Consider the following 25,908-nt stretch of genomic DNA (forward strand, 5'->3'; position numbering starts at 1 on the left):
TCGCGAAAGGGCCGCGAAGCGGCCCCAGAGGCATCACCCGTGGTTCTTGCCAAGCAAGGCATGGTAAAGCTCGGTATCCCCCAGAATCCCCACCACCTTGTCGTTATCCTGCAACACCAGCTTGTTGCCGGTCTGGTAACGAATCCGCAGCGCCTCGCGCATGCCGATATCGGCGTGCACCACGGTCGGCCTGCGCTCCAGCAGCTCCACATCCTGCCCCGGTGCCCAGTTCTGCATGTCCAGCCCGTTCTGGCCCTGGCGTGCGCGCTTGAGCGAGCCCCCTTCGCCGAGGTCCAGCCATGAGTCGATTCCCGGGTCCAGGCACACCGAGCCGTTGACCCGCTTGCACTGGTCCAGGCTGCGCATCAGGCTGCGGCCGCACAGCACGTTGAGCGGGTTGGTGTGGGCGACGAAGGTGCGCACATACTCGTCGGCCGGGTTGAGCACGATGTCTTCCGGCTTGCTGTACTGGATGATCCGCCCGTCCTTCATGATCGCGATGCGGCTGCCCAGTTTCAGGGCTTCGTCGAGGTCGTGGCTGACGAACACGATGGTCTTGCTCAGCTTGCTCTGCAGGGCCAGCAGTTCGTCCTGCAGGCCTTGGCGGATCAGCGGGTCGAGGGCCGAGAACGGTTCGTCCATCAGCAGGATGTCGGCGTCCATCGCCAGCGCCCGGGCCAGGCCCACGCGCTGCTGCATGCCGCCGGAGAGTTCGTCCGGCTTCTTGTTGCGCCACTGGGTCAGGCCCACCAGCTCGAGCTTCTCGTCGACCAGCTTGCGCCGTTCCTTCTCTGGGCGGCCCTGCATTTCCAAACCGAAGCTGATGTTCTCGCGCACCGTCAGCCAGGGCATCAGGGCGAACTTCTGGAACACCATGGCGATGCGTTTGGTGCGCATCATCTTGAGCTCCGCCGGGGTGCAGTGGGCAATGTCGATGTGCTTGCCTTCGTGCTCGACGAACAGCTTGCCGCGGCTCACGGTGTTGAGGCCGTTGATGCAGCGCAGCAGGCTGGACTTGCCCGAGCCGGACAGGCCCATCAGCACGCAGATCTCGCCCTTGTTGATGTCCAGGTTGGCCTTCTCGACGCCGACCACCAGCCCTGTTTGCTTGAGGATCTGCTCGCGGGTCTTGCCCTGGTCGAGCAGGGAAAGCGCCTCGCGCGGCTTGTTGGAGAAGATGACGTCGACGTCTTCGAAACGAATGATGCTCATGCCTCACCCCTTACCGGCAGCTCCGGTTGCTTGCAGATACGGTCGAGCATGATTGCCAGCAGCACGATCGCCAGGCCCGCTTCGAAGCCCAGGGAGATATCGGCGGTGTTCAGTGCGTTGACCACGGGTTTGCCCAGGCCGTCGGCGCCCACCAGGGCGGCGATCACCACCATCGACAGCGACAGCATGATGCACTGGGTCACGCCGGCGGCGATGCTCGGCATGGCGTGTGGCAGTTCGATACGGGTCAGCAATTGGCGGCGCGAGCAGCCGAAGGCCTTGCCGGCGTCCATCAGTTCCTGCGGCACGTCGCAGATGCCCAGATAAGTGAGGCGGATGGGCGCGGCGATGGCGAACACCACGGTGGAGATCAGCCCCGGCACCACGCCCAGGCCGAACAGGGTCAGGGTCGGGATCAGGTAGACGAAGGTGGGCACGGTCTGCATCAGGTCCAGCACCGGGCGCATGGCGGTATAGAACATCGGTTTGTGCGCGGCGGCAATGCCCAGCGGCACGCCGATGACCACGCAGACCACCGTGGCGAAGGTGACCTGCGCCAGGGTTTCCATGGTTTCCTGCCAGTAGCCCAGGTTGAGGATCAGCAGGAACGACAGGGCGACGAATACGGTAAGGGCCCACTTGCGCTGGATCAGGTGCGCGAGGGCGGCGAACAGGGCGATGAGCACGAACGGGTTGAACCAGGTCAGGGCGCTGGTGACCCCATGGATCATGAATTCCAGGCCTGCGGCGATGGCGTCGAAGTAACTGGCGCCGTTCTGGGTCAACCATTCGACGAATGAGGCGATGTACTGCCCCAGGGGTATTTTCTGATCGATAAGCATGATAGCGAGCTTCCACCTGCAAAGATTGAAATCAGTCCGGGGCGGGCACGGTCCCGCCCCGCGGTGTTGCCATTGCGTCTTGCGTTATTGCGTCAGTTTGGCCTTGGCCGCCTCGAGGCCTGGCTTGCCGTCTACGGTGCTCACGCCGGCCAGCCAGGCATCCAGCTTGCCGGGGTTGTCCTTGAGCCACTTCTTGGCCGCCGCCTCGGGTTTCATCTTGTCGTCCAGGACATAGCCCATCATGGTGCTTTCATCCTTGAGCTCGAACGACAGGTTCTTCAGCAGCTGGCCGACGTTGGCGCATTCCTGCGCATAGCCCTTGCGGGTGTTGGTGAGCACGGTGGCCTTGCCGAAGTCGGGACCGAAATAGGCGTCCCCGCCGGTCAGGTACTGCATCTTGAAGCGGGTGTTCATCGGGTGCGGTTCCCAACCGAGGAACACGATCGCCTCGTCGCGCTTCTGCGCCCGGTCGACCTGGGCGAGCATGCCGGCCTCGCTGGACTGCACGATCTGGAAACCGGCGTCCTTCAGGCCGAAGGCGTTGTCGTCGATCATCTTCTGGATGGTGCGGTTGCCGTCGTTGCCGGGTTCGATGCCGTAGATCTTGCCCTTGAGCTCCTGCTTGAACTTGGGCAGGTCGGCGAAGTCCTTCAGGCCCTTGTCATACAGGGCCTGGGGCACGGCCAGGGTGTACTTGGCGTTCTCCAGGTTGGCGCGCACGGTCTCGACGGTGCCGGCGTCGCGGTACTGCTTGATGTCGTTCTCCATGGTCGGCATCCAGTTGCCGAGAAACACGTCCAGGTCCTTGCCGGTGGCCAGCGACTTGTAGGTCACCGGCACCGAGATCATGGTGGTGTGGGTCTTGTAGCCCAGGGCTTCGAGCACGACGCTGGTGGTCGCGGTGGTGACCGTGATGTCGGTCCAGCCGACATCCGAGAAACGCACCGTCTGACACTGCTCGGGTTCGGCGGCCTGGGCCAGCAGCGGAGCGGACAGCAACGCGACCAGCAACAGCTTGGGTGAACCTTTCATGGATGGACTCCTGTGATTTTATCTTCGGGTTCGCGTGGGTCGCCGGGCGTTCTCAGGGCTCCGGTCGACCAGGCCTGCAGAGGGCAGGATGCGAGGCCGTGCAATACGAGTCGCTTTCGATAATCCTCCAGCGTTCGGCAATCGCCTACTGGTGGCGTCGTATCCAGTACAGGACGGGTCGCATCCAGTACGGACGATGTCGCAACTGGATTTTTCCACCCCCCGGCCTCGGTTTTTACGGCGTCCCGGCGCTGGAAAACGGCGCACGCAGGGCCGGTGCAGTGGCGGCGCTGCTGGACAAAAGTACGTCGGTTGCAGACGGCGAGGGGGTGGGCAAAAGCCCGATGATGCGAGCATTCCGAGGCGGCTCGAGCTTTCAGCCTAGCAGTTGCGCAAGGCGGTGTTCGGCGCTGCGAGACAAGCCCATCAAGAGGTGATGCGACAATGGCCATCAGCGTGTTCGACCTGTTCAAGATCGGTGTCGGGCCTTCCAGCTCACACACCGTCGGCCCCATGCGCGCTGGCGCGCTGTTCGTCCAGGGGCTGCGCGAACGCGGCGAGCTGGAGCAGGTATGGCGCATCGAGGTGCGGCTGTATGGCTCGCTGTCGGCCACCGGCGTTGGCCACGGTACCGACAACGCCACGATCATGGGTCTGATGGGCGAATGGCCCGACGCCATCGACCCCAGCCAGATCACCCCGCGCATCGCCGACTTGCGCGAAACCAACGTGCTCAAGCTCGACAACCGCTTACCCATCGAGTTTGTCTGGGGCCGCGACATGCTGCTGCTGGACGAGAACCTGCCGTACCACCCCAACGCCATGACCCTGATCGCCGAAGGCGAGGGCGGCGAGCTGCATCGCGACACCTATTACTCGGTGGGCGGCGGCTTCGTGGTCGATGCCGCCCAGGCCGCCAGTGGCGTGCTGGACGCCGACCAGACCGTGCTGCCTTATGACTTCAACAGCGCTGCAGAACTGCTGCGCCTGTGCAGGCAAAACGACCTGAGCGTGTCGCAATTGATGCTGGCCAACGAAAAGGTCTGGCGCAGCGAGGCCGAGATCCGCGCCGGCCTGCTCAAGCTCTGGCAGGCCATGCAGGAGTGCGTGGACAACGGCCTCAAGCACGAAGGGATTCTGCCCGGCGGGCTCAATGTGCGCCGCCGCGCCGCCAAGCTGCACCGCAGCCTGCAGGAGCTGGGCAAGCCCAATGTGATCGGTTCGACCATGAGCGCCATGGAGTGGGTCAACCTCTACGCCCTGGCGGTCAATGAGGAGAACGCCGCCGGCGGGCGCATGGTCACCGCGCCCACCAACGGCGCGGCCGGGATCATTCCGGCGGTATTGCACTACTACATGCGTTTCTCCGATGTGGTGGACGAATCCAACGTGGTGGACTTCTTCCTCGGCGCGGCGGCGGTGGGCATCCTGTGCAAGAAGAACGCCTCGATCTCCGGCGCCGAGGTCGGTTGCCAGGGCGAGGTCGGTTCGGCCTGCGCCATGGCTGCCGCAGGGCTGGCCGAAGTCCTCGGCGCCACTCCGGCACAACTGGAGAACGCCGCCGAGATCGCCCTGGAGCACAACCTCGGCTTGACCTGCGACCCGGTCGGCGGTCTGGTCCAGGTGCCGTGCATCGAGCGCAACGCCATCGCCGCGGTGAAGGCGATCAACGCCGTGCAGATGGCCCTGCGCGGCGACGGCGAGCACTTCATCTCCCTCGACCAGGTGATCCGCACCATGCGCGACACCGGCGCCGACATGCACGACAAGTACAAGGAAACCTCGCGCGGCGGCCTGGCGGTCAGCGTCATCGAGTGCTGATGCGCCGTTCTGGCCCACGCCTGACCGATGCGCCACATTCTGGCGCATCGGTTGTCATCTACCGGCCGTCGCCTGTCGTTACCAGCAGGGTCGTTGTCGGTGACACTCAAGTCTGTCGCATCTGGGCAACCTTCCCACAAGTGCTACCGAATTGCTCAGCGGTGACGCGCAGGGGCGCTGGCGCGCCCGTTTGCGTTTGACCTGACGCTTATCACCCGGCCCGCTGGAAGGCGCATGCCGACGTCGTTTTTGGGTTTTATTGGATGAGCGTTCAATTTCAGGCATGCCATTTGCGTTGAGATTGGCAAAGCCCCTGCATACGAAACGGGGCCATTACAAGAACAGTGCTCGCCTGAGGCACACCCTGCATTGTGTGAGGAGAAATCGCGATGACGTCGTACACCTCCGGGAACCCAACCCAGAACCGCACAGCACCCCAGTCCATCGGCTTTCTCCTGCTGGACAACTTCACCCTCATTTCCCTGGCCTCGGCCGTCGAACCCCTGCGCATGGCCAACCAGCTGTCCGGTCGCGAGCTGTACCGCTGGCACACGCTGACCGTCGACGGTGGCCAGGTATGGGCCAGTGATGGCCTGCAGATCACCCCGGACGCGGCAATGCACAATGCACCGCCCATGGACACGGTGATCGTCTGCGGCGGCGTGGGCATCCAGCGCACCGTTACCCGCGAGCACGTCACCTGGTTGCAGGCCCAAGCCCGCCAGTCGCGCCGCCTGGGCGCGGTGTGCACCGGCAGCTGGGCGCTGGCCTGCGCCGGATTGCTCGACGGTTTCGACTGCAGCGTGCACTGGGAATGCCTGGCGGCGATGCAGGAAGCCTACCCGCGGGTCAACATGAGCACCCGCCTGTTCACCCTCGACCGCAACCGCTTCACCAGCTCCGGCGGCACCGCACCGCTGGACATGATGCTGCACCTGATCAGCCGCGATCATGGCCGCGAGCTGTCGGCGGCGATCTCCGAGATGTTCGTCTACGAGCGCATCCGCAACGAGCAGGACCACCAGCGCGTACCGCTCAAGCACATGCTCGGCACCAACCAGCCGAAGCTGCAGGAGATCGTCGCGCTGATGGAAGCCAACCTCGAGGAGCCGATCGACCTGGACGAACTGGCGGTGTACGTGGCGGTATCGCGGCGTCAGCTCGAGCGATTGTTCCAGAAGTACCTGCACTGCTCGCCGTCGCGCTACTACCTCAAGCTGCGCTTGATCCGGGCGCGGCAACTGCTCAAGCAGACGCCCATGTCGATCATCGAGGTGGCGTCGGTGTGCGGGTTTGTGTCCACGCCGCACTTCTCCAAGTGCTACCGCGAGTACTTCGGCATTCCGCCGCGTGACGAGCGCGTGGGTTCGAACACCACCCAGCAGGTGGCGATGATGCCGATCCCGCAGGCCATGGCCCTGTCGCCGCACAGCGGGCCGATGGCGGCGCTGAGCCAGGCGCGCAACGAGTCGACCTTTGCCAGTGTGCGCTTGTAAACGTGGGAGCGGGCTTGCCCCGCGATAGCGTCTGACCAGGCGATGGCGTTGCCCTTGTGGACGCCATCGCGGGGCAAGCCCGCTCCCACGTTTGTTGCTGGCTTCAGGCGCGTTTGTTGAACTGCGCCAACGCCGGCAGCAACTGCTTGTCGATGGCCTGGCGCACGGCCGGGAGGATGGTCGCGCTGCCGGTGTACATCTGCTCGACCATGCCCTTCAGGGCCCGCGCATTGGGCTCGGTCAGCCCGCGTATCACCACCTCGCAGGCCTGCTCGGCGCTGGCGCCGGCCGGAATGTCGAAACCCCGCGAGCGCAGCTGGCCCAGCAGGTCGTCCTGGTCGATCAAGTCCGCATGCATCATGACTAATGTCCTTCGCCGCTGTTGTTTGCCATCGATTCTGTGTCCGACGCGCCAGGGCGGCAAGGGCGGATTGTCGCGATGGCCGCTTTGGCTAAGAACAGGTCGTTTACGGCTAAATCGTCGGGGAAGGAAGGCCGCACACTGAAGTCATTCACGGCACCGAGGGTTTGGTCACCCTCACTGCATGCATAGTGGATGTTGCTCGCTCTTGGCCCCGGATGCTCACGGCTTTCCGGGGTTGTTTTTTATGTGGGCGAACATCTCGTGGGAGCGGGCCGGTAATTGTATGGTGCGGCCGATAAGTCCAGGAGGTGGTTGGTCCTGCTGCTGATTGGCCAGCGCTTGCAACTGTTCTCTGCACCGCTCACTGAACGGCGCCGACCTCGGCCCCGCCAGGTCCACATGCAGCAACATCTGTTCACTGGCCGCCAACGCCTCGTCAAACCCTTCCCGATGCAGGCTGTGGTACAGGTGCAGGCGCTTCCTGTCGAAGCCGATGACCTGCGTCTGCACCCACACCTCAGTATCGAGCTTCACCTCGTGCAGGTAGTTGATGTGTGCCTCCAGGGTGAACAGCGAATGCCCGCTCTGCCCACGGGCATCGGCGTCCAGGCCGATACGTTCCATCAGCGCATCGGTGGCGTAGCTGAAGATCAGCAGGTAGTAGGCATCGCGCAGGTGGCCGTTGTAGTCGACCCATTCCGGCAGCACCTGGGTACGGTAGGTGATCAAGGCGGGCATCGTTTTCTCCTCAGTCGCCGAAGGCCATGCCGTGGCTGGCTTTGCTGTTGCGTACTGCTTCCAGTACTGCCAGCAGGGTGTCATCACGATAGCGCTCCAGCGCGGCGATGCTGCGTTCGCCCAACTGCTCCGAGGTACCTTCCACCACATCGTCGATCAGCTTGTCGGTCAGCTCCGGGGCCGGAAGGTAAGTCCAGGGCAGCTTCAGCGCGGGGCCGAACTGGGCCATGAAGTGGCGCATGCCGGCGTCGCCACCGGCCAGGGTGTAGGTGAGGAAGGTGCCCATGAACGACCAGCGCAGGCCGGCGCCGAAGCGGATCGCGTCGTCGATCTCGCCGGTGCTGGCGACACCGTCGTTGACCAGGTGCAAGGCCTCGCGCCACAGCGCTTCGAGCAGGCGGTCGGCGATAAAACCGGGGACTTCCTTGCGCACGTGCAGCGGGCGCATGCCCAGCGCGGTGTAAATGGTTTTCGCCGCTTCGATGGCGTCGGGGCTGGTGTTGCGGCCACCGACGATCTCCACCAGTGGCAGCAGGTACACCGGGTTGAACGGGTGGCCGACCACGCAGCGCTCGGGGTGGATGGCCGACTCGTAGAACTCGCTGGGCAGCAGGCCCGAGGTGCTGGAGCCGATGATCGCGTTGGGCTTGGCGGCGGCGCTGATCTTCGCGTGCAGGTCGAGCTTGAGGTCCAGGCGTTCGGGCGCGCTCTCCTGGATGAAATCGGCGTCGCGCACGCACTCCTCGATGGTGGCGACGAAGGTCAGGCGATCCTGCGAGGCGCCGGGCGCCAGGCCCTGCTTCTGCAGGGCTGGCCAGGCGTTGGCGATGCGCTTGCGCAGCGCGGTCTCGGCGCCGGGTGCGGGGTCCCAGGCAACCACGTCCAGGCCATGGGCCAGGGCACGGGCGACCCAGCCGCTGCCGATCACGCCGCTACCCAGGGCGGCGAAGGTCTTGATGTCGGTGATGAAAGGCATATTGGGCTCCTGTAGGGATATCAGCGACGCTTGAGGTTCATCTTTTCCCGGCCTTCTGCCGGAGTAAGTACGCGGGCACCCATGCGGGTGATGATTTCCGCCGCCCGTTCCACCAACTGGCCGTTGCTGGCCAGCACGCCACGGTCCAGGTACAGGTTGTCTTCCAGCCCCACCCGCACGTTGCCGCCGAGCAGCACGGCCTGGGCGGCCATGGGCATCTGCATGCGGCCGATACCGAAACCGGCCCAGGTGACGTTGGCCGGCAGGTTGTCGACCATCGCCTTCATGGTGGTGGTGTCGGCCGGCGCGCCCCAGGGGATGCCCAGGCACAGCTGGAACAGCGGGTCGTCCAGCAGGCCTTCCTTGATCATCTGCTTGGCGAACCACAGGTGACCGGTGTCGAAGATCTCCAGCTCGGCCTTCACCCCCAGCTCGGTGATGCGTTTGGCGCCCGCGCGCAGCTGGGCCGGGGTGGAGACGTAGATGGCATTGCCGTCGCCGAAATTGAGGGTGCCGCAGTCGAGGGTGCAGATTTCCGGCAGCAGTGCCTCGACGTGGGCCAGACGCTCCAGCGGACCAATCAGGTCAGTGCCTGGGCCGAACTCCATGGGCGACTCGCCCGGGCCGATCTCCAGGTCGCCGCCCATGCCGGCGGTGAGGTTGACGATGATGTCGACGTCGGCCTCGCGGATGCGCTCCATCACTTCGCGGTAGAGGTTGACGTCGCGGCTGAAGCGGCCGGTTTGCGGATCACGAACGTGGCAGTGGACCACGGTGGCGCCGGCCTTGGCGGCTTCGATGGCGGATTCGGCGATCTGTTTCGGGGTGACCGGGACCAGGTGGCTCTTGGCGACCGTGTCGCCGGCGCCGGTGAGGGCGCAGGTGATGATGACGTCGTGGTTCATGGTGGATTCCTTTTTATGACTATGGGCCGGATCTCTGTAGGAGCGGCCTTGTGTCGCGATAGGGCCGCAAAGCGGCCCCATCAACATCTGCCTGATGCATGAATCCTGGGGTTGCTTCGCACCCCTTTCGCGACACAAGGCCGCTCCTACACCGACCGGGTAGACCTGTCAGTGGACGAGTAGGCGATGAGGTTCTGTCAGTTGGCAGTGAGCTTGAGGTTGTCCGCGGCGGGCTTGCCATCGAAGGTCGTTACCCCCTCGAGCCAGCGAGCCTTGTCCTCGGGATGGTCTTTCAGCCACTGGCGGGCGGATTCCAGCGCGTCCTTGTGATCGAGCAGCGGCTGCATCATCCGGCTCTCGTCCTCGGCGCTGAAGCTGAGGTTGGCCAGCAGGCGGTGGGCGTTCGGGCAGCGTTCGGCGTAGTCCGGCGCGGTCACCGTCCACACCGTGGCGCGGCCTTCATCCGGGCCCAGGGCATCCTGGCTGTCGCCGAGGTAGACCATGTCGATGTTCACGTTCATCGGGTGCGGCGCCCAGCCGAAGAACACCACCGCCTCCTTGCGCCGTACCGCGCGATCTACCGCGGCAAGCATGCCGGCCTCGCTCGACTCGACCAGCTGGAACTTGCCCAGGTCGAACTGGTTCTTGGTGATCATCGCCTTGATCTGGGTATTGGCGCCGGAGCCTGGCTCGATGCCATAGATCTTGCCGCCCAGCTCCTTCTGGAACTTGTGGATGTCGGCGAACGTCTTCAGGCCCTGGTCGGCCAGGTACTTCGGCACGGCCAGGGTGGCGCGGGCGTCTTCCAGGCTGGGCTTGTCGAGCACCTTGACCTGCTTGGCCTGGATGAACGGGGTGATGGTCTGGGTCATGATCGGGTTCCAGTACCCGAGGAACATGTCCAGGCGCTTGTCGCGGATGCCGGCGAAGATGATCTGCTGCGAGGCGCTGGTCTGCTTGGTCTGGTAGCCCAGGCCTTCGAGCAGCACCTGGGCCATGGCGCTGGTGGCGATCACGTCGGTCCAGTTGACCACGCCCAGGCGCACGTCCTTGCAGACGGCGGGTTCGGCGGCGAACAGGGGAGCGGCTACGGTGGTGCTGAGCGCGAGGGACAACAGGCTGCGGCGGATAAAGCGTTGCATGGTGGCTCTCCATCGGCAGTGCATATTGTTATGGGTCCGGCCTCTGCGGGCCGTGAGAACACGCTACGCTGCCAGCAGGGTGGAAAATCGCACCCTGGCGACCAACACTTGCACGGAGGCGACCACCTTTGCGCGGAGCATGCGATGCCGGAAACCATAGACTTCCTGTTGCTACCCGGCTTTTCCGCCATGGGTTTCATCAGTGCCATCGAGCCGCTGCGCGTGGCCAATCGCTTCCGTGGCCCGTTGTACCGCTGGCGCGTGCTGAGCCTGGACGGTGGTGCGGTAGAGGCCAGCAACGGCATGTCGGTGAATGCCGATGGCGCGCTGGGGGAGGGCGGGCATGGGCGGCTGTTGCTGCTGGTGGCCGGCTTCGAGCCACTGGCGTGCTATGGCGCGGCGCTGCAGCAGGCGCTGCGTCGTCTCGACCATGAAGGCGTGGTGCTCGGGGGCATCGACACGGGCGCGATGGTACTCGCCGAGGCCGGGCTGCTCGACGGTCACCGGGCGACCCTGCACTGGGAGGCGCTGGAGGCGTTCAAGGAGCGCTACCCACGCCTGCAGGCGACCCAGGAGCTGTTCGAGATCGACCGCCGGCGCATCACCTGCGCCGGTGGCACGGCCTCCATCGACCTGATGCTCGACCTGATCGCCCAGGCCCACGGCAGCGAGCTGGCGGTGCAGGTTTCCGAGCAGTTCGTGCTCGGGCGAATACGCCCGCGCCAGGACCACCAGCGCATGGAAATCGCCACGCGCTATGGGCTGCGCAACAAGAAGCTGGTGAAGGTGATCGGCGAGATGGAGCGCAATACCGAGCTGCCGCTCAACACCCAGGTGCTGGCCGATGGCGTGCAGGTGACCCGGCGCCAGTTGGAGCGACTGTTTCGCCTGTACCTGGACGACACGCCCAGCGGTTTCTACCTGCGCCTGCGGCTGGACAAGGCCCGGCAGCTGCTGCGCCAGACCGACATGAGCGTGCTGGAGGTGGCGGTGGCGTGCGGGTTCGAGTCGGCGTCGTATTTCACCCGCTGCTATCGGGCGCGGTTCGAGCGGTGTCCGAGGGAAGACAGGCGATTGGTGGTGTCATGAAGTGAGCATTCGCGGGGCAAGCCCGCTCCCACGTTATGGACGGGTATCCAGCACTTCATGGCGTGGGAGCGGGCTTGCCCCGCGATAGGGCCGGTCCAGCCGGTCACTGCTGCCCGATCGACTGCAGATACTCCGACCGCTCGTCGCTACGCTGCGCCACGCAGGTGTTCCACGCCGCCTCGAAGGCCTTGCTCCCCGGCTTCTCGGCCCAGGTCTCGACCTTGCAGTCGGCGTCGCGCAACTGCGCCCACAGCTTTTCGGCGGCCTCCATCTTGCCGCTCAGCGCCGCGGCCTTGTCGCTTTCATCGGCGTACTGGTCGCGGATACGTTGCATCAGGTCGTCATAGGCCGCCTTCAGCTCGCGCTCGGCGGTCTGCTTGTTGTAGGCCGCGCAGGCGTACCCCTGCTGGTCGGTCTCGACGTTGTCGCAGGGCGTGCTTTCTTCCTCGGCGGCGTGCGCGGTGCCCGCGACGGCCAGCAGGACCAGCCATGCCATTGATTTCATCCGATTTCTCCTGAACAGGCTGACCAATCGCTGGATTCTCGCTCAGCGCAGGTTCGGGCGATAGCTCCCTGACGAAATGTTCATCAAACGCCGTTATCGAGACTCGCTCTCATTGCCGAGGGCCGTGCCAGAGCGTGCCAGGTCGGCCATTGACGCTTTCGGCAAACCCCCTGTCGTTTTTGCATCGGGGCGCCTCGGGCGGCAGGCATATGCTGGCCCCAAAGCGCCGGCACAAGGTTCGGCGCATGCAGACTTCAATAAAAGGGGACAGCCTGATGAGCCCAGCCGAACTTCACGCCGACAGCATCGTCATCGACGGCCTGATCATTGCCAAATGGAACCGCGAGCTGTTCGAGGATATGCGCAAGGGCGGGCTGACCGCGGCCAACTGCACGGTCTCGGTGTGGGAGGGCTTCAAGGCCACCGTCGACAATATCGCTGCCAGCCAGAAGCTGATCCGCGAGAACAGCGACCTGGTGATGCCGGTGCGCACCACCGCCGACATCCGCAAGGCCAAGGAGCTGGGCAAGACCGGCATCCTCTTCGGCTTCCAGAACGCTCATGCGTTCGAAGACCAGATCGCCTATGTCGACGTGTTCAAGCAGCTCGGCGTTGGCATCGTGCAGATGTGCTACAACACCCAGAACCTGGTGGGTACCGGTTGCTACGAGCGTGATGGCGGCCTGTCGGGCTTCGGCCGCGAGATCGTCGCCGAGATGAACCGCGTCGGCATCATGTGCGACCTGTCCCACGTCGGCTCCAAGACTTCCGAGGAAGTCATCCTCGAGTCGAAGAAGCCGGTCTGCTATTCCCACTGCCTGCCCTCGGGCCTGAAAGAACACCCGCGCAACAAGTCCGACGCAGAGCTGAAGTTCATCGCCGACCACGGCGGCTTCGTCGGCGTGACCATGTTCGCGCCGTTCCTGGCCAAGGGCATCGACTCGACCATCGACGACTATGCCGAGGCCATCGAGTACACCATGAACATCGTCGGCGAGGATGCCATCGGTATCGGTACCGACTTCACCCAGGGCCACGGCCAGGACTTCTTCGAGTACCTGACCCACGACAAGGGCTACGCCCGGCGCCTGACCAACTTCGGCAAGATCATCAACCCGCTGGGTATCCGCACCGTCGGCGAGTTCCCCAACCTCACCGAAACCCTGCTCAAGCGCGGCCATTCCGAACGGGTGGTGCGCAAGATCATGGGTGAAAACTGGGTGAACGTCCTCAAGGATGTGTGGGGCGAATAAAGCCGCTCTCCAAGCCTGAAAGCCCCTGCCAGCAACGCCGGGGCATCCAAACAAAAAATTTTATGGAGTTGAGTTTCCATGGCCAAGATCGCCCCGCAATTGCCAATCGAAGTCGACAGCGAGACCGGTGTCTGGACCAGCGACGCCCTGCCGATGCTCTACGTGCCACGGCATTTCTTCGTCAACAACCACATGGGCATCGAGGAAGTGCTGGGCGCCGACAAGTACGCCGAGATCCTCTACAAGGCCGGCTACAAGTCCGCCTGGCACTGGTGCGAGAAAGAGGCCGAATGCCATGGACTGGAAGGCGTGGCGGTGTTCGAGCACTACATGAAGCGCCTGTCCCAGCGGGGGTGGGGCCTGTTCCAGATCCAGGACATCGACCTGGACAAAGGCACCTGCAGCGTCAAGCTCAAGCACTCCGCATTCGTGTACGTCTATGGCAAGTGCGGCCGCAAGGTCGACTACATGTTCACCGGCTGGTTCGCCGGGGCCATGGACCAGATTCTCGCTGCCCGCGGCAGCTCGATCCGCACCGTGGCCGAACAGGTCTACGGCGGGTCGGAAGAAGGCCACGAAGATGGTCTGTTCGTTACAAAGCCGTTGTAAGCCGGAGATAGCGTCATGGCCTTCGAAGCAATGTTCCAGCCGATCCAGATCGGCAAGCTGACCGTCCGCAACCGCGTGCTGAGTACCGCGCACGCCGAGGTCTATGCCACCGACGGCGGCATGACCACCGACCGCTACGTGAAGTACTACGAAGAGAAGGCCAAGGGCGGCATCGGCCTGGCCATCTGCGGCGGCTCGTCGGTGGTGGCCATCGACAGCCCGCAGGAGTGGTGGTCGTCGGTCAACCTGTCCACCGACCGCATCATCCCGCACTTCCAGAACCTCGCCGACGCCATGCACAAGCATGGCGCCAAGATCATGATCCAGATTACCCACATGGGCCGTCGCTCGCGCTGGGACGGTTTCAACTGGCCGACCCTGATGTCGCCGTCGGGCATCCGCGAACCGGTGCACCGCGCCACCTGCAAGACCATCGAGGTGGAAGAGATCTGGCGGGTGATCGGCAACTACGCGCAAGCGGCGCGTCGTGCCAAGGAGGGCGGCCTGGACGGCGTCGAGCTGTCGGCCGTGCACCAGCACATGATCGACCAGTTCTGGAGCCCACGGGTCAACAAGCGTACCGACGAGTGGGGCGGCACCTTCGAAGGCCGCATGAAGTTTGGCCTGGAAGTGCTCAAGGCCGTGCGCAAGGAAGTCGGCGACGACTTCTGCGTGGGCATGCGCATCTGCGGCGACGAGTTCCACCCCGATGGTCTGAGCCACGAGGACATGAAGCAGATCGCCGCCTACTACGACGCCACCGGCATGCTCGATTTCATCGGCGTGGTCGGCTCGGGCTGCGACACCCACAACACCCTGGCCAACGTCATCCCCAACATGAGCTACCCGCCGGAGCCGTTCCTGCACCTGGCGGCCGGCATCAAGGAAGTGGTCAAGGTCCCGGTGCTGCACGCGCAGAACATCAAGGACCCGAACCAGGCCACGCGCATCCTCGAAGGCGGCTACGTCGACATGGTCGGCATGACCCGCGCGCACATCGCCGACCCGCACCTGATCGCCAAGATCAAGATGGGCCAGGTCGACCAGATCAAGCAGTGCGTCGGCGCCAACTACTGCATCGACCGCCAGTACCAGGGCCTGGATGTGCTGTGCATCCAGAACGCCGCGACCTCCCGTGAATACATGGGCGTGCCGCACATCATCGAGAAATCCACCGGGCCGAAACGCAAGGTGGTGGTGGTTGGCGCAGGGCCTGCCGGCATGGAGGCGGCCCGCGTCGCCGCCGAGCGTGGCCACGACGTCACCGTGTTCGAGAAGAAAGACCAGATCGGCGGGCAGATCACCATCGCCGCCAAGGCCCCGCAGCGCGACCAGATCGCCGGTATCACCCGCTGGTACCAGCTGGAGTTCGCCCGCCTGAAGGTCGACCTGCGCCTGGGCACCGCCGCGGATGTGGACACCATCCAGGACCTGCGCCCGGACATCATCGTGCTGGCGGTGGGCGGCCATTCGTTCCTCGAGCAGAACGAGCACTGGGGCGCCGCCGAAGGGCTGGTGGTCAGCAGCTGGGACGTGCTCGACGGCAAGGTCGCGCCGGGCAAGAACGTGCTGGTGTACGACACCATCTGCGAATTCACCGGCATGTCGGTGGCTGACTTCATCGCCGACAAGGGCAGCCAGGTCGAGATCGTCACCGACGACATCAAGCCGGGCGTGGCCATGGGCGGCACGACCTTCCCGACCTACTACCGCAGCATGTACCCCAAGGAAGTGATCATGACCGGCGACATGATGCTGGAGAAGGTCTATCGCGAGGGCGACAAGCTGGTGGCGGTGCTCGAGAACGAATACACCGGCGCCAAGGAAGAGCGCGTGGTCGATCAGGTGGTGGTGGAGAACGGCGTGCGCCCTGACGAGCAGCTGTACTACGCGCTCAAGGAAGGCTCGCGCAACAAGGGCCAGATCGACGTGGAGGCGCTGTTCGCCATCAAGCCGCAGCCGATCCTCAGCCAGCCGGGCGAGGGTTACCTGCTGTACCGCATCGGTGACTGCGTGGCCCAGCGCAACGTGCATGCGGCGATCTATGACGCCTTGCGCTTGTGCAAGGACTTCTGATCGCACCGCCTCTCTAGGGGCGGGATTGGCCCCCTGTAGGAGCGGCCTTGTGTCGCGAAAGGGTCGCGAAGCGACCCCGGGATCTGTGCATCACCGCTGAGCCCCCGGGGCTGCTACGCAGCCCTTTCGCGACACAAGGCCGCTCCTACAGGGGTCGGTGCCGCCCATGAGAGCGGCGCAGGATTCTAGCTGTTTGTGGGAGCCTCCCATGTTGAACACCCTCTTACCCATCCTGCTGTTCACCGCCCTCGGCCTGGCGGTGCTCGGCGCCCTGCGCCGGGTGCGCATGTGGCGGCGCGGGCGACCGAGCAAGGTCGACCTGATCAAAGGCCTGCTGGCCATGCCGCGGCGCTACCTGGTGGACCTGCACCATGTGGTCGAGCGCGACAAGTACATGTCCAAGACCCACGTGGCCACCGCAGGCGGCTTCGTGCTGTCGGCCGTGCTGGCGATCCTGGTGCACGGCTTCGGCCTGCACAGCACGATCCTGGGCTACGCCTTGCTGGTGGCCACGGTGATCATGTTCAGCGGTGCGATCTTTGTCTTCAAACGCCGCCTGAACCCACCGTCGCGCCTGTCAAAGGGCCCTTGGATGCGTCTGCCCAAGAGCCTGCTGATGTTCGCGGCGAGCTTCTTCATCGCCACGCTGCCGGTTGCCGGCATCCTGCCGGAAGGGACCGGTGGCTGGGTGCTGGTCGCCTTGCTGGGCATCGGTGTGCTGTGGGGCGTGTCCGAGCTGTTCTTCGGCATGACCTGGGGCGGCCCGATGAAACACGCTTTCGCCGGTGCCCTGCACCTGGCCTGGCACCGCCGCGCCGAGCGCTTCGGCGGTGGCCGCTCCACCGGCCTCAAGCCGCTGGACCTCGAAGACCCCAACGCACCGCTGGGCGTGGAGAAACCGGTCGACTTCACCTGGAACCAACTGCTCGGCTTCGACGCTTGCGTGCAGTGCGGCAAATGCGAGGCCATGTGCCCGGCGTTCGCCGCCGGCCAGCCGCTGAACCCGAAGAAACTCATCCAGGACATGGTCATCGGCCTGGCCGGTGGCACCGACGCGCAGTTCGCTGGCAGCCCCTACCCGGGCAAGCCGGTCGGCGAGCATGGCGGCCATCCGCACCAGCCGATCGTCAACGGCCTGGTGGATGCCGAGACGCTGTGGTCGTGCACCACCTGCCGCGCTTGCGTCGAGGAATGCCCGATGATGATCGAGCACGTCGATGCCATCGTCGACATGCGCCGCCACCTGACCCTGGAAAAGGGCGCCACGCCGAACAAGGGCGCCGAGGTGCTGGACAACCTGATCGCCACCGACAACCCCGGCGGCTTCGCCCCCGGTGGGCGGATGAACTGGGCGGCCGACCTCAACCTCAAGCTGTTGTCCGAGGTGAAGCGCACCGAGGTGCTGTTCTGGGTCGGCGACGGTGCCTTCGACATGCGCAACCAGCGCACCCTGCGCGCGTTTGTCAAAGTGCTCAAGGCCTCGGGCGTGGACTTTGCCGTGCTCGGCCTGGAAGAACGCGACAGCGGTGACGTGGCCCGACGCCTGGGCGACGAGGCGACCTTCCAGCAACTGGCCAAACGCAATATCCAGACCCTGGCCAGGTACCAGTTCCAGCGCATCGTCACCTGCGACCCACACAGCTTCCATGTGCTGAAGAACGAGTACGGCGCTCTCGGCGGCGAATACCAGGTGCAGCACCACAGCACCTACATTGCCGAGCTGATCGCCGCGAACAAGCTCAACCTCGGCCAGCACAAGGGTGGCAGCGTCACCTACCACGACCCGTGCTACCTGGGCCGTTACAACGGCGAATACGAAGCCCCGCGCGAAGTGCTCAAGGCGCTGGGTATCGAAGTGCGCGAGATGCAGCGCTCGGGCTTCCGCTCACGCTGCTGCGGTGGTGGTGGCGGTGCGCCGATCACCGATATTCCCGGCAAGCAGCGTATTCCCGACATGCGCATGGACGATATCCGCGAGACCGAGGCCGAGCTGGTGGCGGTGGGTTGCCCACAGTGCACGGCGATGCTCGAGGGCGTGGTCGAACCGCGTCCGCAGATCAAGGACCTGGCCGAGCTGGTGGCTGATGTGCTGATCGAAGACCAAACCCCTGCAACCGCGAAGTCGCAGGCTGCCAAACGTGAACCTGCGGAGGTGCACTGATGAGCGACATCATCCGCCGCGATCCACGCGCCGAGTGGATCGCCCGTAACCGCCTGCACCCGCTGCACGCGGCGATGCAGACGCAACAGACGAGCTGGATGGGCCCGCACGGGATCATCCGCAAGAACCCGCACGCGATCGCCGCCGGCTTCATTGGCCCCAGCGGCCTCAAGCGCATCGACCGCAGCGGCGTCCAGCAGGGCACCGGTGTCGGCGGGCGACGCAGCGCGGCCGCCGAAGTGCAGTTGCCACTGCATCAGGTGGCGGATCCTGCCTTCTACATCGCCGTGGTGCCGGACATGGTCGGTGGCCGCCTGGGCAGCCACGACCGCGACCTGCTGGGCCTTGCCCACAGCCTTGCCGGCAGCGACGGCGCGGTGCTGGCCATCGTCTTTGGCGAGCACAAGGAAAGCAACTTTTCCACAGCCGGCGTCGACCGGCTGCTGGTCATCGAGGGCGAGGCCTTCGCTGGTTATGCACCGGAGCAACTGGTGCAGGGCTTGCGGGCTGTGGATAACCAGTTCGCGCCGCGCCACTGGCTGTTGCCCGACAGCCGTACTGGCGGCGGCGAACTGGGCCGCCGCCTGGCCGCCGCACTGGGCGAGCGCCCGGCGACGCGGGTGTGGCAGATCAAGGATGGCCAGTGCATCGGCCGTGCCGGTGCCGGCCAGCAGGATATCCAGCGTAGCGTGCCGCGGTTGATCCTGGCCGCCGCCGAATGCGCCGAACCGGTCAGCGAAACCCGTCACGAAGCGCTGCCGGTGGAGTTGTCCACAGGCGTGGCGCGCAGCCTGTCGCGTATCGAAGACCTGGGCTCGGTGGCCGTGGACCCGGCCGCCATCGCCATGGCCGAGGCCGAGTTCATCGTCTCCGGCGGCAACGGCGTCAAGGACTGGGACCTGTACCACCGGGCCACGGCGGCCTTGGGCGCCACTGAAGGCGCCTCGCGGGTGGCGGTGGACGACGGCTTCATGCCGCGCAACCGCCAGGTCGGCGCCACCGGCACCTGGGTCACGGCGCGGGTCTACGTGGCTGTGGGTATCTCCGGCGCCATCCAGCACCTGCAGGGCATCGGCGCCTGCGACAAGGTGGTGGCGATCAACATGGACCCGGGCTGCGACATGATCAAGCGGGCCGACCTGTCGGTGATTGGCGACAGCTCGGCGATTCTCAAGGCGCTGATCGAGGCTGTGGACAACTTCCGCAGCGGCGGCCAGCGCGACGCGGCATAGGGGCAGCGAGCATGAGTACGAAAGTCATCAGCTTGGTCTCGATCGGCGCCCACCCAAGCTCCGGCCGCGCCCGCCGCGCCGAGCAGGATGCCCGCGCCGTTGAGCTGGGCTTGCAACTGGCTGGGGATAACTTGCAGGTGGTGCATGCCGGCGATCCTCGCGAAGAGGCGCTGCGTGCCTACCTGGGCATGGGGCTGGACCATCTGGATGTGCTGGAACAGCCTGCCGGCGCCGATGTGTTGGGCGTGCTTGGCGACTATCTGCGTGATGCGGGCGCCCAGCTGGTGCTGACCGGCAGCCAGGCTGAAACCGGCGAAGGCTCGGGGATGCTGCCATTCCTGCTGGCCGAGAAGCTGGGTTGGCCGCTGGTGGTGGGGCTGGCCGAGGTCGAATCCATCGACAACGGCACCGCCCAGGTGCTGCAGGCTCTGCCACGGGGCCAACGGCGCCGCCTGAAGGTGCGCCTGCCGTTGCTGGCGACTGTGGATAACGCTGCGCCCAAGCCTCGGCAGTCGGCGTTCGGCCCGGCCCGGCGTGGTGTACTGGCGGCGCGCAACGTGGCGCTGATCGAGGATCCGCTACTGCTCGAGGATGCCCTGCAACCGGCCAGGCCACGGCCCAAACGGCTCAAGGTGATCAAGGCCAAGAGTGGTGCGGACCGCATGAAAGCCGCCACGGCCAAGGCCAGTGGCGGGGGCGGCAAGGTGCTCAAGGATGTGTCGCCACAGGAGGGCGCCGAGGCGATCCTGAAGTTGCTGGTGGAGGAGGGTGTCCTGCGCTGACTTGCGGAACCCACTATCCACAAGCTCATAACGCCTGATGACGGTGTCCAAAATCATTGGGCCAGTTCAGTTTGCGCTCCGCCATCGCCGTGCTGATCCCTGTGCATAACTATCCTCGGAATCCAGCACGGCTGACATCGATTCGAACCCGCGCCGTCACTTGCCCACTGAATCTGTTTGCCAGGCTGTGTATAAAATGTTCGTGCATTGCCAGAGGCATTGAAATTAAAGGCCTACAGGGGGCAGATCAAAAAATGATCAGTTCGGTGAGACGCACAACCCAACCGCAGTGCCAGGTTCCAGCGAAGTTGCTCACAATCGCTGTTGGTGGTCCTGTGGACAACATGTTTGGATTTCTCTACAGGCATTGAATCCATTGGGTTGGATAGTGTTGTATGTTTTTTGATCAATCCTTCGTCATTGTGGCTAAAGTCCTGGAATGTAAGCGCTTCATGACGCTATCCACAGGCCTGCAAGATTCTGGGTCAGCCTTATCAACATTCCCTGTTGGTCCATCTGTGGAAAACGTGTTTGGTCTTGTCTCAACCCCTCGCTTTCAAAGGACTACAGGAGGTTGGTTGTTTTTTGACCATTCCAAAAATCCCTGTCATTCAAACTATGTCGTCCAGTCTACTTGAGGGGCTGTGGATAAAAACCTTCAATCAGGCACTTCCGGTCATGGAGACCTGGCATTTTTGTCAGTTATCACAACACAACGGCAATGCTAGCTTGGCGCTAATCAGCCCATAGAGCTCAAGCACATGGCCAGGGAATGTTTGCTCGCCACAGACAGGTCGCAAAGCCCGCATTCGATCATGACTTCGTCAGGCCGACTATCGGTCGCCTACACACCCTATGGCTTGCGCCCCGCGCCGGAAGGGTCTTCGATAACGGGGTTCACTGGCCAACTTCGCGAAGTCGAGCGGGGTTGGTACCTGTTGGGTAATGGCCACCGCGTTTTTTGCCCGTCGTTGATGCGGTTTCTCTCCGCTGATGTGTTGAGTCCATTTGGGAGAGGCGGAGTGAATTGCTATGCCTATTGCCTAGGTGACCCTGTCAATAAGCATGACCGCGGTGGACGGCGCCCTCGACCCCATACAACCCTGTTGCCGCTTGAAACCAGTACACCAGGTGGGTATGGATTTTCCGATGCGATGAATGACTATGCGGGCTTCTTGCCAGCAGCGTCCGGTATTGGGGTACTGTTCGCGAGTTGGTGGCTGAAACAGCCTTTTTCCCGGACATCCGTGGGGTCGGTTGTAACCGGCGTCCTTGGGGGCGGACTTTATACTGCCGGGCGCAGCATGGAAGCGCTGGGGCAACCCTCCGGGTCTGCTATTGCGACTTCCGGCGTCGTCTTGATGAACATTGGAGGCACGGTAGCCACGGGGGATGGCCTCAGAAGCATGTGGCGTAATCGGCCGGGCGCACAGAGGCATGCGTCAAATATTTCAAGGGCTGGCAGCGCGTCACCATCGAGTGAGTTGATTCCACCCCCAACGCCCTCTGCTAGCAGTACATCATCCAGCGGTTCCACCCAAAGTTCTAAACAAAAAATTGCTGGGGTGTTCGCGGGTGGAGTGCTTCAGCGAACGGTGGACGCGAGTAGTCCTCTCCCTACCAGTCCTACCACGAGGTCAGTAACTCATGCCAATGATCAAGTGGCGGATGTTCGTGAGCTGGAAAGTTTGATCAATAATTTGCAATCTGCGGCTAGCACTCTTTAATTTTCTCAAACAATTATTTGCCATCCTGTGCAGGCTTGCCAACTATCCAGGTAGATATGAGCAGCCAGATGACCTGACATTTTTACCAGGTTCGCTTACCTCATCAGATTGTTAGATTAAGCACAAACACCCCAATAAAGGTGCGTCGAATGGCTACGCAAACGCTACTGGCGAGCGACAGGTTGCAAAGTCCTTGCCTGGCAAAGGGCTCCGCTGACAGCTTGGCCGCGGCCTACACGCCATATGGACAAAGGTCGCCAGCGTCGTTCCCCACGGCACTGGGCTTCACCGGCCAGCCATTTGAGCAAGCACTGTGTGGCTATGTGCTGGGCAGTTATCGCGTCTACAGCACCAAGCTCATGCGCTTTCTCAGTGCGGATTCGTGGAGCCCTTTTGGTGGCGGGGGACTCAATGCCTATGCGTACTGCGCGGGGGACCCGGTCAATCGACGTGATCCTAGCGGCCATGTGATAGCGACTGCGACCATGCTAGGGCCTTACGCCGGGGCGCTAAGTAATGCTGCTACAGTGAGTTGGGCGATTTTCGGGAAAACCCCCGAAACCAGCTTCGACCTTGGCGTTGCTAGAGGAATGATTACGGGGGGGGTAGGAGGAGGGCTAACCAAGGTAGCGAAGCAGTTCGTTCCTCCTGGGCCAGCCAAAGATGCGCTCACGGTAGCGGAGGTGGCGTTTACCGGCATCGGTGCCACCGCCAGTGGGGCGAGGGTGGTCAAGGCAATTTCGACCTCTGGAAAAGAGTCATTCAGAAAGGCGAGGAAAACACTTGGAGTTCTGATAGGTGGATTGCCAGCTGCACCGACAGATCCCGTAACGCCCTCCAGCGTTAAGGGTGGCAGCGTATCAATCAATATTGATTCGGACGCTTCTTCGAGTGCTTCTTCTGGTTGGCCTGATGGGCTTAGGTATCGAGGCAGCGGATCTTCGAGCGACTCTGAATCTGATTCGTCTCGCACTCCACCTGATACCCCACCTCCGACTCCGTTTGCTTTGAGCGACAGGTTCTTTCCTGGTAACAAGAATACTATTGTTCGCAGGGAAACCAATCACGATCACAGTGATTGACTGCTGTATATCTCGCACGAATGTATTTCTTGGTTTGTCTATGGGCAGAATAAAAAAGGGCTGCATTGCAGCCCTTTGATTAATAACACCATGCAGTTTACTGGGCCTGCACTTCCCTCAGATAAGCCGCCGGCTCCGCCCCCAGATTGTTCAACAGCCGCTGGCTATACCAGTCGATGAAGTTCACCACCCCAAACTCATAGGTCTTCGAGTAAGGCCCCGGCTGATACGCCGTGGAGTTGATGCCGCGTTGGTTCTCCTCCGCCAGCCGCCGATCCTGATCGTTGGTGGCGTCCCACACCTTGCGCATGTCCTCGGGGTTGTAATCGACGCCCTCCACCGCATCCTTGTGCACCAGCCACTTGGTGGTGACCATGGTCTCCTGGGCGCTGATCGGCCACACGGTGAACACGATCATGTGGTCGCCCATGCAGTGGTTCCACGAATGCGGCAGGTGCAGGATGCGCATCGAGCCGAGGTCCGGGTTCTTGATGCGGCCCATCAGCTTCTGGCAGGCCTGCTTGCCGTCCATGGTCATCGACACGGTGCCCTTGAGCAGCGGCATGCGCACGATGCGGTTACGCAGGCCGTGGCTCTTGTGCAGGTATGGAATCTTTTCGGCTTCCCAGGCGGCGGCCGAGGCGGCGACGTGATCCTTGAATTCCTGGCTGGCGCGAGGGTCGTTGGTGTCGTCCCACTCCAGCAGCGTCTTCAACAGCTCCGGGTGCGAGCCGCTGCAGTGGTAGCACTCGCGGTTGTTCTCCAGCACCAGCTTCCAGTTGGCCTTCTCCATCAAGGTGGTCTGCACCGCCACCTTGGTGTTCTCCATGTCGTAGGGTTCCATGTAGTGGTCCAGCGTTGCCAGGAACTCATCGATGGCCGGCGGGTTCTCGGCCAGGCTGATGAAGATGTAGCCACCGGCCACCTTCACGTTCACGGGCTTGAGGCCGTACTGGTTCATGTCGAAGTCGGCGCCCATCTCGGTGCCGGCGAACAGCAGGCGACCGTCGAGCTCGTAGGTCCACTGATGGTAGTGGCAGACCAGCTTGGCCACCTTGCCTTTGTCGCTGACGCACAGGCGCGAGCCGCGGTGGCGGCAGACGTTGTGGAAGGCATGCACCTTACCTTCAGCACCGCGAATCACGATGATCGGGTTCTTGCCGATCTGCAGGGTGATGTAGTTGCCCTTGGTCGGGATCTCGCAAACCATGCCGGCAATCAGCCACTCCTTGTGGAAGATCTCCTGCATGTCGATCTGGAACAGGCGCTCGTCGCAGTAGAACGGTTGCGGCAGCGAGTAGGTGCGCTCGCGGGTCTGCAGCATCTCGGCGGTAGCCTTGCGTGCAGGTTCCAGTGGATCGCCCAGGCTCAGGGTTGCGGTGACGTCCATCGTGTGGTCCTCGGGGCCGCGTGCGGCCGGCTGAAGTGGCTAATCGTTGTTGTAGTGCCGCAAGGCTGTTGTTCGCGATAAACAGCCTGTTGTTTTGCCGAGGAGTGTGCGTCCGGGCCGGGAAAGGACCATATCCACGGGCGACATGGCCGCATCGAATTCCGACGCGCCAGCCCTTGTAGCGCGGGGCTGGTCGCGATAAGCACGCCGATGTCGCGGATGGGAATGTACGGCGCGGTGCGCTTGCGCATTATCGGAGCCATAAGAATGGCCGACAGTCGGCTGCTGGAGATGAACATGTCCGATACCTTCCTCAATCCGGTTACCACCCAGACCTGGGCCAATGGCCGCCACATCGTGCGTTGCGTCAAGGTCATCCAGGAAACCTGGGACGTGCGCACCTTCTGCTTCATGGCCGACCAGCCGATCATGTTCTTCTTCAAGCCCGGGCAGTTCGTCACCCTGGAGCTGGAGATCGAAGGCAAGCCTGTGATGCGCTCGTACACCATCTCCAGCTCGCCGTCGGTGCCCTACAGCTTCTCCATCACGGTCAAGCGCGTGCCGGGCGGGCTGGTGTCGAACTTCCTCCACGACACCATGCACGAGGGCGCTGAGCTGCCCGTGCACGGGCCGGTGGGGTTGTTCAACGCCATCGACTTTCCGGCGGGCAAGGTGCTGTACCTCTCGGGCGGCGTCGGCATCACCCCGGTGATGTCCATGGCCCGCTGGTTCTACGACACCAACGCCAACGTCGACATGGTCTTCGTGCACAGCGCCCGCTCGCCGAAGGACATCATCTACCACCGCGAGCTGGAGCAGATGGCCTCGCGCATCCCCAACTTCAGCCTGCACATCATTTGCGAGAAGCACGGGCTGGGCGAGCCGTGGGCGGGTTATCGCGGCTACCTGAACCAGCGGCTGATGGAGCTGATCGCCCCGGACTACCTGGAGCGCGTGATCTTCTGCTGCGGCCCGACGCCGTACATGAGCGCGGTCAAGCGCATGCTCGAGGCGGTCGGCTTCGACATGAAGAACTATCACGAGGAATCGTTCGGCGCGACGCCGCCTGAGGCCAAGGCCGACGCGGTGGAGCATGCCGAGGCGGCTGCCGATGCGCCGGAAGTGGATGTGGCCGACCTCAACCTGGTGGAGTTCGTCGGCAGCGACAAGAGCATCCGCGTGGCCCCGGGCGAGACCGTGCATGCGGCGGCGGCCAAGGTCGGGCTGATGATTCCCAAGGCCTGCGGCATGGGCATCTGCGGCACCTGCAAGGTGCTCAAGCTCGGCGGTGAGGTGGAGATGGAGCACAACGGCGGGATTACCGAAGAGGATGAGGCCGAGGGCTACATCCTGTCGTGCTGCAGCGTGCCGAAGGGTGATGTGCGGATCGAGTATTGATCTGGCACTGCAAAGCATCGCGGGGCAAGCCCGCTCCCACGCCAGATCCAGGTTTGGCGTGGGAGCGGGCTTGCCC

General features: G+C 63.5%; 21 protein-coding genes and 1 pseudogene. 12 read left to right on the plus strand and 10 right to left on the minus strand.

The window, feature by feature from the left end:
- Positions 1 to 33: 33 nt before the first annotated feature.
- The 3 genes from choV to HU735_RS04640 form a co-directional block, all read right to left on the minus strand.
- Positions 34 to 1,212, minus strand: coding sequence for a choline ABC transporter ATP-binding protein (gene choV, locus HU735_RS04630; RefSeq protein WP_050703411.1), 1,179 nt, complete (start codon positions 1,210 to 1,212; stop codon positions 34 to 36).
- Positions 1,209 to 2,057 carry a choline ABC transporter permease subunit gene (gene choW / locus HU735_RS04635; RefSeq protein ID WP_172402369.1) on the minus strand — a complete coding sequence of 283 codons (849 nt, stop codon included), beginning with the start codon at positions 2,055 to 2,057 and terminating at the stop codon, positions 1,209 to 1,211. Before choW ends, choV begins: the two co-directional genes overlap by 4 nt.
- Positions 2,058 to 2,138: 81 nt before the next feature.
- Positions 2,139 to 3,086: a choline ABC transporter substrate-binding protein gene (locus HU735_RS04640; protein WP_186712601.1), complete on the minus strand. Its 948-nt coding sequence runs from the start codon at positions 3,084 to 3,086 to the stop codon at positions 2,139 to 2,141.
- Positions 3,087 to 3,530: 444 nt separating this feature from the next.
- Here HU735_RS04640 and HU735_RS04645 point away from each other — a divergent pair, with 444 nt between their 5' ends.
- Together HU735_RS04645 and HU735_RS04650 are read left to right on the plus strand one after the other, a co-directional pair.
- On the plus strand, positions 3,531 to 4,907 hold the full coding sequence (locus HU735_RS04645; protein WP_186712602.1) for an L-serine ammonia-lyase: 1,377 nt from the start codon (positions 3,531 to 3,533) through the stop codon (positions 4,905 to 4,907).
- Positions 4,908 to 5,296: 389 nt separating this feature from the next.
- On the plus strand, positions 5,297 to 6,403 hold the full coding sequence (locus tag HU735_RS04650) for a GlxA family transcriptional regulator (protein WP_050703415.1): 1,107 nt from the start codon (positions 5,297 to 5,299) through the stop codon (positions 6,401 to 6,403).
- Positions 6,404 to 6,506: 103 nt separating this feature from the next.
- Here HU735_RS04650 and HU735_RS04655 read toward each other — a convergent pair whose 3' ends face one another.
- The 5 genes from HU735_RS04655 to choX all read right to left on the minus strand — a co-directional run bounded on the left by HU735_RS04655 (position 6,507) and on the right by choX (position 10,528).
- Positions 6,507 to 6,764, minus strand: a complete 258-nt coding sequence (locus HU735_RS04655; RefSeq protein ID WP_028688456.1) for a hypothetical protein — start codon at positions 6,762 to 6,764, stop codon at positions 6,507 to 6,509.
- Between the two features lie 222 nt (positions 6,765 to 6,986).
- Positions 6,987 to 7,505 carry a thioesterase family protein gene (locus tag HU735_RS04660; RefSeq protein WP_186712603.1) on the minus strand — a complete coding sequence of 173 codons (519 nt, stop codon included), beginning with the start codon at positions 7,503 to 7,505 and terminating at the stop codon, positions 6,987 to 6,989.
- Between the two features lie 10 nt (positions 7,506 to 7,515).
- Positions 7,516 to 8,481 (minus strand): L-carnitine dehydrogenase, encoded by a 966-nt coding sequence (locus tag HU735_RS04665; RefSeq protein ID WP_186712604.1) that lies wholly within the window; start codon positions 8,479 to 8,481, stop codon positions 7,516 to 7,518.
- 20 nt (positions 8,482 to 8,501) lie between these two features.
- Positions 8,502 to 9,386 (minus strand): 3-keto-5-aminohexanoate cleavage protein, encoded by an 885-nt coding sequence (locus tag HU735_RS04670; RefSeq protein WP_186712605.1) that lies wholly within the window; start codon positions 9,384 to 9,386, stop codon positions 8,502 to 8,504.
- A 197-nt stretch (positions 9,387 to 9,583) separates the two neighbouring features.
- Positions 9,584 to 10,528, minus strand: a complete 945-nt coding sequence (choX, locus tag HU735_RS04675; RefSeq protein ID WP_186712606.1) for a choline ABC transporter substrate-binding protein — start codon at positions 10,526 to 10,528, stop codon at positions 9,584 to 9,586.
- Between the two features lie 144 nt (positions 10,529 to 10,672).
- On the opposite strand from choX, the gene HU735_RS04680 reads away from it, so the two are divergent.
- On the plus strand, positions 10,673 to 11,617 hold the full coding sequence (locus tag HU735_RS04680) for a GlxA family transcriptional regulator (RefSeq protein WP_186712607.1): 945 nt from the start codon (positions 10,673 to 10,675) through the stop codon (positions 11,615 to 11,617).
- Positions 11,618 to 11,720: 103 nt separating this feature from the next.
- Here HU735_RS04680 and HU735_RS04685 read toward each other — a convergent pair whose 3' ends face one another.
- Positions 11,721 to 12,122, minus strand: coding sequence for a lysozyme inhibitor LprI family protein (locus HU735_RS04685; RefSeq protein ID WP_050703427.1), 402 nt, complete (start codon positions 12,120 to 12,122; stop codon positions 11,721 to 11,723).
- 275 nt (positions 12,123 to 12,397) lie between these two features.
- Here HU735_RS04685 and HU735_RS04690 point away from each other — a divergent pair, with 275 nt between their 5' ends.
- The 8 genes and pseudogenes from HU735_RS04690 to HU735_RS27020 form a co-directional block, all read left to right on the plus strand.
- Positions 12,398 to 13,375, plus strand: a complete 978-nt coding sequence (locus tag HU735_RS04690) for a dipeptidase (protein ID WP_186712608.1) — start codon at positions 12,398 to 12,400, stop codon at positions 13,373 to 13,375.
- A 78-nt stretch (positions 13,376 to 13,453) separates the two neighbouring features.
- A complete protein-coding gene (locus HU735_RS04695) occupies positions 13,454 to 13,984 on the plus strand; it encodes a DUF5943 domain-containing protein (protein WP_028688448.1) in 531 nt (176 codons plus the stop codon).
- Positions 13,985 to 13,999: 15 nt separating this feature from the next.
- Positions 14,000 to 16,060, plus strand: coding sequence for a dimethylglycine demethylation protein DgcA (gene dgcA / locus HU735_RS04700; protein WP_186712609.1), 2,061 nt, complete (start codon positions 14,000 to 14,002; stop codon positions 16,058 to 16,060).
- A gap of 208 nt (positions 16,061 to 16,268) precedes the next feature.
- Positions 16,269 to 18,221, plus strand: a complete 1,953-nt coding sequence (gene dgcB, locus HU735_RS04705) for a dimethylglycine demethylation protein DgcB (RefSeq protein ID WP_186712610.1) — start codon at positions 16,269 to 16,271, stop codon at positions 18,219 to 18,221.
- Positions 18,221 to 19,453, plus strand: coding sequence for an electron transfer flavoprotein subunit alpha/FixB family protein (locus HU735_RS04710; protein ID WP_186712611.1), 1,233 nt, complete (start codon positions 18,221 to 18,223; stop codon positions 19,451 to 19,453). The genes dgcB and HU735_RS04710 overlap by 1 nt, the downstream gene beginning before the upstream one ends.
- An 11-nt stretch (positions 19,454 to 19,464) precedes the next feature.
- Positions 19,465 to 20,235, plus strand: coding sequence for an electron transfer flavoprotein subunit beta (locus HU735_RS04715; RefSeq protein ID WP_186712612.1), 771 nt, complete (start codon positions 19,465 to 19,467; stop codon positions 20,233 to 20,235).
- Positions 20,236 to 21,050: 815 nt separating this feature from the next.
- Entirely contained in the window at positions 21,051 to 21,962 is a 912-nt protein-coding gene (locus tag HU735_RS04720; protein ID WP_238349754.1) for an RHS repeat-associated core domain-containing protein, read from the plus strand.
- 230 nt (positions 21,963 to 22,192) lie between these two features.
- A pseudogene (locus HU735_RS27020) lies at positions 22,193 to 22,432 on the plus strand (RHS repeat-associated core domain-containing protein); the annotation flags it as partial.
- 709 nt (positions 22,433 to 23,141) lie between these two features.
- Here the strand turns inward: HU735_RS27020 and gbcA are convergent.
- On the minus strand, positions 23,142 to 24,434 hold the full coding sequence (gene gbcA, locus HU735_RS04730) for a glycine-betaine demethylase subunit GbcA (protein ID WP_186712615.1): 1,293 nt from the start codon (positions 24,432 to 24,434) through the stop codon (positions 23,142 to 23,144).
- A gap of 297 nt (positions 24,435 to 24,731) precedes the next feature.
- Here gbcA and gbcB point away from each other — a divergent pair, with 297 nt between their 5' ends.
- A complete protein-coding gene (gbcB, locus tag HU735_RS04735) occupies positions 24,732 to 25,832 on the plus strand; it encodes a glycine-betaine demethylase subunit GbcB (RefSeq protein WP_050703446.1) in 1,101 nt (366 codons plus the stop codon).
- Positions 25,833 to 25,908 lie beyond the last annotated feature (76 nt).

This window comes from Pseudomonas sp. BW16M2 (genome assembly GCF_014268865.1).
GTDB classification, from domain to species: domain Bacteria; phylum Pseudomonadota; class Gammaproteobacteria; order Pseudomonadales; family Pseudomonadaceae; genus Aquipseudomonas; species Aquipseudomonas peradeniyensis.